Consider the following 8173-nt stretch of genomic DNA (forward strand, 5'->3'; position numbering starts at 1 on the left):
ACCGTTCTTATGCTCGTAAGTTTGTTCGAGACATTGCAACGGAAGATGACCTCAAAGAACTACAAGAGTTGATACATAAACAATTAAGGCGATAGCACTAGCTACCGTTTTTTGTTTTAGAATAGTTGTTGGAGTTAAACACTTAATCTTCCTTTTAGTGCTGATGTCATTACCTCACTGAAGTTAATACCATTTTCTTTACCTAGTTCATTTAATGTAGTTAGGAATGGTAATAGTCTTCTTAACTTATTATGTCGTTCTTGCGTTTATATTCTGAAACGTTAACTCGGATAAGCGTGACAGTTTCACCTTTATTGGCCTTAGGCAGGGTGTAGTTTGACTTAGGCAATTCCTCTACTAAACTGGTTGTACCGATATAATCTTTGGCCATTGCAATTGCATTTTCAACTGATTTTCCTTCGGTCATGCTATTATTTAAGTCTGGGATGGTTACCAAATATGGATAGCCCGAATTATCTGCTACGTATTTGATGATAATTGGATATGCAACAATGTGGTCTACTGTTTTCATAATAGTTTTCTCCTACTTAAATTCACCGTTGTTAATTACCAAGTAAAATAATTAATTCCCGTCTATTATGTTAAGATGGATCCTTATTCAATCGCCCGCAAAGCCTGGTTGGCCAGGTGGTGGGCCCCATGATTTTGCCGGTCAGGGATCCACCGGGTAATGACCATCGTAAACTGATTGATTAACTGGTTGAGGGCGGTGAGTTCGGTTTGGTAACGTTTTGTATAATTTTTACCGATAGTATCGCTTAGGACCCGACTATCGGTGTAAAATAACACTGTTTGCTGGGCGCCAAAATGATCTAGTAAATATTGAAAGCCGAGTCGGGCAGCCGCAAATTCACCGTGGTGGTTGTCGGCGCGAGCTAAGGTACCAGTCACTTGGTATTGGTGGTGATTGTTGATCACTAATACTCCTAGACCGGTGGGACCCGGGTTACCCTTGCTAGCAGCGTCCGTATAGAGTTTAATCATAAATTAATTACCTCACTTTGAAAGGAAGAGTTGATTTAGATGGAAGAAGAGACCCGTTATTTTTACCAGCCTGACCTAACAGGTACGATTATTAGCTGGTGCTGGACCTTCTTACTGTTTCTTGCCGGATTAATTGTCTGGTTGGAGATTACCCATTTTCAGTGGATCTCTGCAAGCTTTTTTATTGTTTTTGTTATTTTAACATTTTTAGAAATCAAGCGGCGGACGGTCCTCATTACCCCGACTAAACTGGTCTTTAGCCGGTTATTGCAAAAGGATTACCTAACGATTCCGCTAGTTGATGTTCGGCAGCCGCGCTTTACCAAGCATACCGTTTCAATGACCGTTAATGGTGAAGTCCTAAACTTTACCTTTACTAACCAGGGAATTAGAAAATTACAGCTGGCTTTACAACGAGCGGGGGTTAAACCGTGAGTATCGGAATTAGTGTTATTCTGGTGGCTGTCCTAATAGTCCTTGATCAATTAGTTAAACACTGGGTGGCTGCGACCATCAGTTTAGGAACTAGCCATGTCATTATTCCCGGGGCCCTTGCCTTAACTAACCTGCACAACAATGGGGCCGCCTGGAATATGTTAACTGGACAACAGGGCTTCTTTGTCTTAATCACGGTGATTGCCGTGGGAGTGATTGTTTATTTAATGTACCGTTGGCATCACCAGCGGGCCTTAATGATTGGCCTTTGTTTGATCCTTGCGGGGGCTTTAGGTAATTTTATTGATCGGCTGGCTCACGGTTACGTAGTTGATATGTTTGAGACCTTGTTTATTAATTTTCCCGTTTTTAACGTTGCCGACAGCTGTCTGACGATTGGCGTCATTATTTTAATTATTACTATTTTAAGAGAGGACGATTAGTGTGGAAAAGCCATTGAAGCTAACGGTAACACCAACAATGAAGGGCCGAATTGATAAACAACTCGGTCATCATCTTAAGCAATTTTCTCGTTCTCAATTGCAACGGTGGATTGAAAATGGCCATGTGACGGTGAACGGTCAGGTTGTTAAGCCTAAGTATAAGTTAGCCGCTGGGGATCAGATAACGATTAAGCCGGAAAAGCCAAAGAAGATTAATTTGGAACCGGAAAATATCCCTCTCGATATTGTTTATGAGGATGATGACGTGATTGTGGTCAATAAACCCCAGGGGATGGTTGTTCACCCGGCGCCGGGGCATCCCGATCATACTTTAGTCAACGCGTTGCTTTACCATTCACCATTGTCAACGATCAACGGGGAGTTCCGTCCAGGTATTGTTCACCGAATTGACAAGGATACATCGGGCCTCTTGATGGTTGCCAAGAATGACATGGCTCACCGGTCATTAGCAGCTCAATTGAAAGCTAAGACAAATGAACGAGAATACGTCGCCTTAGTTCACGGGGTCATTAAAGAAGACCGGGGGACGATTGATGCGCCCCTGGGCCGTTCCCGTAAAGATCGCAAAAAGCAAGCGGTAGTGGCGGATGGTCGCCATGCTGTAACCCATTTCAAGGTTCTCAAGCGTTATCGCCATTATACGCTGGTGTCCTGTCGTTTGGAGACTGGTCGGACCCATCAAATTCGGGTTCATATGAAATATATTGGCCATCCGCTAGCGGGAGATCCATTGTACGGTCCCCGGAAGACCTTGCCAGGTCACGGCCAATATTTACACGCCCGTCTATTAGGCTTTAAACATCCGCGGACTGGTAAACAAATGACCTTTACCGCTCCATTACCGGATTATTTCCGGCAGATGCTCGACAAATTAGATCGAACTGACCGGTAAATGCTTGTGTTTCACTGAATTAATTGGATAATAGAAGTGAACAATATTTAGGGGTGAGTGATAAATTGACAGCACGATACCTAATTTTTGAGGACGGAACGACTTTCGCCGGAGAAGGCTTTGGTGCACCCGCGGTAACCTTTGGTGAGGTAGTTTTTAATACCAGTATGACTGGTTATCAAGAAATCATCACTAACCAGATTTATGATAATCAAATTTTGGTGTTTGCCCAGCCTAATATCGGCAGTTATGGAATCCAACGTAATAATTATGAAACGATCGTTCCGACCATTAAAGGAGTTGTGGTGCGATCACTTTCTAACGTGGCTACCAATAACGTCCGGCGAATGACATTAGACCAGTATCTTAAGCAGATGAATATTCCAGGAATTACTAATGTTGATACCCGGGCAATTATCCATAAGCTTCGTGATGCTGGAAAGCCATTAAAGGGCAGTATTGTTCCGGTCCCGGATGATCATGCTTTTGACCAGCTTCACGCGACGGTTTTGACTAACCAGCAGGTTGCCCAGGTAGCCACGCCGAAGCCTTACCCTAACCCGGGAGTTGGCCTGAGCATTGTCGTAGTCGACTTTGGCTTAAAAAATGGGATACTGCGTGAACTGAGCCGGCGTAAATGTAACGTTACTGTTTTACCATATAACGTTACTGCGGACGAGATTCTACGCTTGGATCCAGATGGAGTGGTCTTATCGAGCGGTCCCGGTAATCCTAACAGTATTAAAAAGTCGGTTCTGGAGATGATCAGGACCATTCAGACCAAGGTTCCGTTGTTCGCAATTGGCCTGGGTCACGAACTTTTTGGGATTGCTAACGGTGCTAAAGTGGTCCGTTATCCAGTTGAACATCACGGGATGAATCATCCAATTCGGGAGATTATTACTGATCATATTGTTTATGCCAGTCAAGGTGGTGGCTACGCGGTTGATCCACAAACGGTTGACCGGACGAAGCTTTTCATCACCTATACTGATATGATCGATAACAGTACCCAGGGATTGCGTCACCGCCAATATCCGGCTTTTTCAGTTCAATTTTTCCCGGATGGTGCACCAGGTCCAGATGAAACGGATGGACTCTTTGATGAATTCTTAGATATGATCAGACGGAAGGAAGCACGGCGCTAATGACTAAATCAACTATCAAGTCGGTCCTAATCATTGGGGCGGGGGCTAATGACGTCCAGCACGGTGATGAACTTGACGCAACTACTTACTTGGTTACAACGGTCTTTAAACGACTTGGTATCCAGACTATTTTAGCCGATGATAACCCATTTTCGGTCAGCTTAGAAAATCGAGCGGCGGTTGACCATGCTTGCATTGGCCCGTTGAACGTTGAAAACTTGGTTCAATTAATCCGGCGTTATCGACCGCGTGCCATTTTACCAACCCTTGGCAATCGACGCGCCTTTGAGCTGACCCAAGAACTACTTGAGAAGGGGATCGTTCAGGAGTGCAACATTAAGTTGTTGGGAATTCCCGAAGCAACGATTCGTCAGATTAACAACCCGGTTTTACTTAGCCGGACCCTTCATCAGATGGGGGCACCAATGAAGTCGGTCATTACGGTTAATAATTACCAGGATGCTTTGAGTGAGGCCCGTAAATTAGGCTACCCGGTTATTATTCGTTCGGTTCTGCCAAAGAACAGTAGTACCAGACGGATTGTCCACGATGAGCGCGAATTAGCTCCGGCCGTTCAGAGCTGCCTTAGTCAGTCCCGGGCAGAACAGGTACTGGTTCAGCAAAGCTTGGCTGGCTACAAGGAAATCGAAGCAGTTGTTCAACGGGATTCTTCGGGGACAATGATGATGCTATCAATGGTGGAAGACATGGATCCGATTGGTATTCACGCTGGGGATTCGATTGCCTTTAACCCACCACAGACTTTGTTGGATCGACAAATTCAGGACATGCGTGATACCGCCTTTGCGATTACTCGCAAGCTGCGAATCGTGGGGATTAATCATGTTCAATTTGCTCTTGACCCCGAAAGCAGTAAGTTTTACGTGATCAAAAATAGCCCTTATTTTGATCGAATTGCTTCCTTTGTTGCTCAATCGACGGGGTACCCAATTGCGGAAGTTTGTGCCCAACTTTACACTGGAAAACTACTTCGTGATATTGATCTCGGACCCAATTATGCCCACCATGCAGCCTTGATCGAACCGGCGATGGACCACATTGCGGCCCGGGTACCGGTTTGGGGATTTAATACCATTCCGAGTGCCAGCCCAGTCCTTGGTACTGAGAAAAAGTCGATAGGAACCGTTTTCGGGGTTGGGCGGACCACCATTGAGGCCCTCTTTAAGGCTCTTGAATCGCGTTATCAGGAGCCGACTGATTTTCACCTAACAGCTCAGAAAAAGCTGACGGATGATGAATTGATTGTTAAATTAGTGCATCCAGCGGCTGGGCGGCTGTTCGTCTTGATTGAGGCAATGAACCGGGGATACTCGGTTGAAGAACTGTCCGAAATGACTAAAATTGATCCTTATTACTTTGATCAGATTAACCAAATGCGCCTTCTCATCAAGGAATTACTTGAAAATCCTAACAAAGAACCGGTCTTGATCAAGGCTAAGGGTTATGGACTGAGTAACCAGTTGATTGCTCATCTCTGGAAGACGACGCCACACCGGATCGATCAGATGGAAGTTGATCATGGATTGACCACCAAGTACAAAGAGATTGAACCGTCCGCCGGTGAATTTCCCCAACATACTAATAGCTTCTATTCTGCTTTTGAAGATGAAAATGAGGGGACCAAAACGGCGCAGCCTAGTGCGGTGATCATTGGCACTGGTGGTTTGCGGTTAGGATTGAGTAACTCTGGTGACTATTTTGTGGCCCAGATGATGCGTCAACTACACCAGGAGGGTTACCACACTGTCATTGTTAATACCAATCCTAGTTCAATTAGTCTCTGCTATCGGTTAAGCGATAAGCGTTATATTGAACCACCGACTTTAGAAAATGTCGTTCAAATCTTAAAAGTAGAGCAGCCCCAGTTGCTTTTCGTTCCGGCTTCGTATCAACAATTATTGGCGGGACTTTCCAACCTTGATTTGGATTGTCGGTTGATTATCTTACCTGATGATCGCCTTCCCCAACTGGATAATCAAGCAACTCAGCTGGTGGCCTTCAACTATATTTGCGATGGTGAGTATGCCTATCCATTAGGAACGGTGACCAATCTCCTATCTCCTGAACAGCTTAATTACCAATCAACCGCCTTGCGTTATCCAGCAGAAATAGCTGACTATGCCTTTCAGAAGCTGAATGATACTGCTAGTGATGCGGTAATGAAACAGGACCAATTAGGCCTTTACCAAGTTATTTTTGCGGTGGCCGGGGATGAATACCATCAAATTGGGGTTCAACCGTTGCCTTTGCCAGAGATCGCCTTTTTATCTAAGGTTCTTCAGATCAACCTACCTGGTGTCTATGTTCAGTTGTTGACGGGAACACTGACTACGGCAAAGATGATGGATTCACTAAACCAAGCGACTGATCCAGGAGTCGTTACCTATCGGGCAACTTTTCCATTTCGGGCGCTCAATGTACCAAATGAAACCCCAGCCTTTAATAAGATTATCGGGGCACAGATGCGGTTCTTGACTAATCATCAATAAAAGCGCTCTTTTGCTAGGCACAATTAGAATTAACTAAACTAGTTGAGACGTTTAATAGGCGTTTTATTTAAACGGCACCTTCGTTTGAGGGTGTCGTTTTGTTATAATTAAAAGTTGAGAGCTTAGCTTATATAAATAGGGTCCTAAAGGGATTAGCAGAGAATATAAAACTGTTCAAACCTTTGGCACAAGCAATAAAAGCTGGTATGAAAATATTATGAAAATTCGCATAGCGTTTAGTAGTGATAATCACATTGATGTTAATCGAGTTGATCCCGATCAGGCTTTAAAGGGTCAAGCAGATTATTTGGCCCAACATGGAATTCAATATTACTTTTATGGAGGCGACCTTTTTAATGACTTTACTCAGACACGACACTATCTGGATCAATTGCAAACACTTCTAGCAGGGCAAACTCGGGTTTATTATATTGCTGGCAATCATGATTTGTTGCAGCATGCTCCTTATCACCTGGTTGAAACGTTAGCTGATCCGGCTTATCTGCACAACCGGTTTGTTGACCTTCCTGGTACAAATTGGCGGGTGATTGGCAATAACGGTTGGTATGATTACTCTTTTTCAAAATATGCTGATCAGCCACAACGGGTGACCCGGTGGAAACGAGTATACTGGTTGGATAGTGTGATTGATTTACCAGGGGATGATCGAGAACAAATGGATCGGGTATTGGAGCAAGTTCGTGCTCAGTTGATGGCGGCTCAGCAAGATCATAAGCGGGTTATCTTATTAACTCACTTTGCTCCTCGGCACGAACTCTTGGCACCTAAACCGGCAGCGGTAGACACTCCCCGGCGTGAGTATTTTTACCAGATGATTAATGCTATGATGGGTAGTGACCGCCTCGGTCGATTATTAGAAAAGAGTGGTAATGTTTATTATGCTTGCTATGGGCACCTGCATGGCATTCACCCGTCATTAACTCGTGGTTTGGTGACTTACCTTAATCAGGCGGTTGGCGTTCGTAACAAACGGATTAATGAATGGCAACAATCAAATTTCTTAGCTCAATGGCAGTCTTGCTTGCGTATTATGGACCTCAGTTGAAATTAGCTAAGCAGGGTAAACGAGAATTTTAACTCAACTTCAAAAGGAGAAGGGCAAATAAAACTAGCACGTAATCAAAAGATAACCTTAACAACATTAATCCTTGGGGCGTTGACTTGGCCGCTTGGACTCTACTTAGGTAGTCGGCGAATACAAAAGAAATAGTTCATCGAGTACTCATCCTTTAATTTTACGAAAAAATTTAATTTTTTGTACTAAGGGTATTGCTATTTGGATGGGATTTTGCTATCATTATTGTCGTTGTCACATGAGAGATGCGGAATGCTAGAACCTATGGCATTCCAAAGATTGACGAATTAGCCTTTATTTCATGGTGCCAATGGCGATTAGATCAATTGAAAGCAACTCTTTACCAATACTTGCCACCATCACCACAAATAAATGCAACAGTAGAGACTGGCTTCTTATTATCTGCTGTAATCAAACGGGCCATTTTAATCTTCATTTTAGCGGCTGGCTTGAAAATTGGAAAGAAATTCCTAGATCACCATGGACCATCCCAAAAATATAGATCAATTATTTCTGCCACACTGTCTTATTCAAGCCATACTGTTCATTCATCATATGAATCTGTGACGCACTCATTTTATCCTGATTTTGGTACGGTGTGCCGGGCAGGAGTTTCATTAAGA

The 8173-nt window shown here is 43.9% G+C and carries 8 protein-coding genes and 3 pseudogenes; 7 read left to right on the forward strand and 4 right to left on the reverse strand.

Annotation, left to right across the window (positions count from 1 at the left end; genetic code table 11):
• Positions 1-241 precede the first annotated feature (241 nt).
• Positions 242-532 (reverse strand): type II toxin-antitoxin system HicB family antitoxin, encoded by a 291-nt coding sequence (locus ACEYV4_RS08375; RefSeq protein WP_373842851.1) that lies wholly within the window; start codon positions 530-532, stop codon positions 242-244.
• Positions 533-615: 83 nt separating this feature from the next.
• A complete protein-coding gene (locus tag ACEYV4_RS08380; RefSeq protein ID WP_373842852.1) occupies positions 616-1005 on the reverse strand; it encodes a ribonuclease HI family protein in 390 nt (129 codons plus the stop codon).
• A gap of 39 nt (positions 1006-1044) precedes the next feature.
• Here ACEYV4_RS08380 and ACEYV4_RS08385 point away from each other — a divergent pair, with 39 nt between their 5' ends.
• The 7 genes and pseudogenes from ACEYV4_RS08385 to ACEYV4_RS08415 all read left to right on the forward strand — a co-directional run.
• A complete protein-coding gene (locus ACEYV4_RS08385; RefSeq protein ID WP_373842853.1) occupies positions 1045-1440 on the forward strand; it encodes an EbsA family protein in 396 nt (131 codons plus the stop codon).
• The gene (lspA, locus tag ACEYV4_RS08390) at positions 1437-1883 is read left to right on the forward strand and encodes a signal peptidase II (protein ID WP_373842854.1); all 447 of its coding nucleotides are present in this window, start codon (positions 1437-1439) and stop codon (positions 1881-1883) included. The genes ACEYV4_RS08385 and lspA overlap by 4 nt, the downstream gene beginning before the upstream one ends.
• Positions 1884-1920: 37 nt before the next feature.
• Positions 1921-2796 (forward strand): RluA family pseudouridine synthase, encoded by an 876-nt coding sequence (locus tag ACEYV4_RS08395; protein WP_373842858.1) that lies wholly within the window; start codon positions 1921-1923, stop codon positions 2794-2796.
• Between the two features lie 65 nt (positions 2797-2861).
• Positions 2862-3944, forward strand: coding sequence for a carbamoyl phosphate synthase small subunit (locus tag ACEYV4_RS08400; RefSeq protein WP_373842855.1), 1083 nt, complete (start codon positions 2862-2864; stop codon positions 3942-3944).
• Positions 3944-6454 carry a carbamoyl phosphate synthase large subunit gene (locus tag ACEYV4_RS08405; protein ID WP_373842856.1) on the forward strand — a complete coding sequence of 837 codons (2511 nt, stop codon included), beginning with the start codon at positions 3944-3946 and terminating at the stop codon, positions 6452-6454. The genes ACEYV4_RS08400 and ACEYV4_RS08405 overlap by 1 nt, the downstream gene beginning before the upstream one ends.
• Before the next feature lie 217 nt (positions 6455-6671).
• Complete coding sequence (locus tag ACEYV4_RS08410; protein ID WP_373842857.1) at positions 6672-7520, forward strand: metallophosphoesterase; 849 nt, start codon at positions 6672-6674, stop codon at positions 7518-7520.
• A 284-nt stretch (positions 7521-7804) separates the two neighbouring features.
• Positions 7805-7891: pseudogene (locus ACEYV4_RS08415) on the forward strand (cytosolic protein); the annotation flags it as partial.
• Between the two features lie 2 nt (positions 7892-7893).
• Here the strand turns inward: ACEYV4_RS08415 and ACEYV4_RS08420 are convergent.
• Both ACEYV4_RS08420 and ACEYV4_RS08425 read right to left on the reverse strand, forming a co-directional pair.
• A pseudogene (locus tag ACEYV4_RS08420) lies at positions 7894-7989 on the reverse strand (Nif3-like dinuclear metal center hexameric protein); the annotation flags it as partial.
• Positions 7989-8173 (reverse strand): annotated as a pseudogene (locus ACEYV4_RS08425) (ABC transporter permease); the annotation flags it as partial. The pseudogenes ACEYV4_RS08420 and ACEYV4_RS08425, both read right to left, overlap by 1 nt.

It is taken from the genome of Limosilactobacillus sp., assembly GCF_041859915.1.
In the GTDB taxonomy this organism is placed as follows: Bacteria; Bacillota; Bacilli; order Lactobacillales; family Lactobacillaceae; genus Limosilactobacillus.

Bases quoted from the DNA above. Each gene is read 5' to 3' on its own strand.
- ACEYV4_RS08380 (WP_373842852.1), bottom strand. From the start codon at position 1,005: ATGATTAAACTCTATACGGACGCTGCTAGCAAGGGTAACCCGGGTCCC.
- ACEYV4_RS08375 (WP_373842851.1), bottom strand. From the start codon at position 532: ATGAAAACAGTAGACCACATTGTTGCATATCCAATTATCATCAAATAC.
- ACEYV4_RS08395 (WP_373842858.1), top strand. From the start codon at position 1,921: ATGAAGGGCCGAATTGATAAACAACTCGGTCATCATCTTAAGCAATTT.
- ACEYV4_RS08410 (WP_373842857.1), top strand. From the start codon at position 6,672: ATGAAAATTCGCATAGCGTTTAGTAGTGATAATCACATTGATGTTAAT.
- ACEYV4_RS08405 (WP_373842856.1), top strand. From the start codon at position 3,944: ATGACTAAATCAACTATCAAGTCGGTCCTAATCATTGGGGCGGGGGCT.
- ACEYV4_RS08385 (WP_373842853.1), top strand. From the start codon at position 1,045: ATGGAAGAAGAGACCCGTTATTTTTACCAGCCTGACCTAACAGGTACG.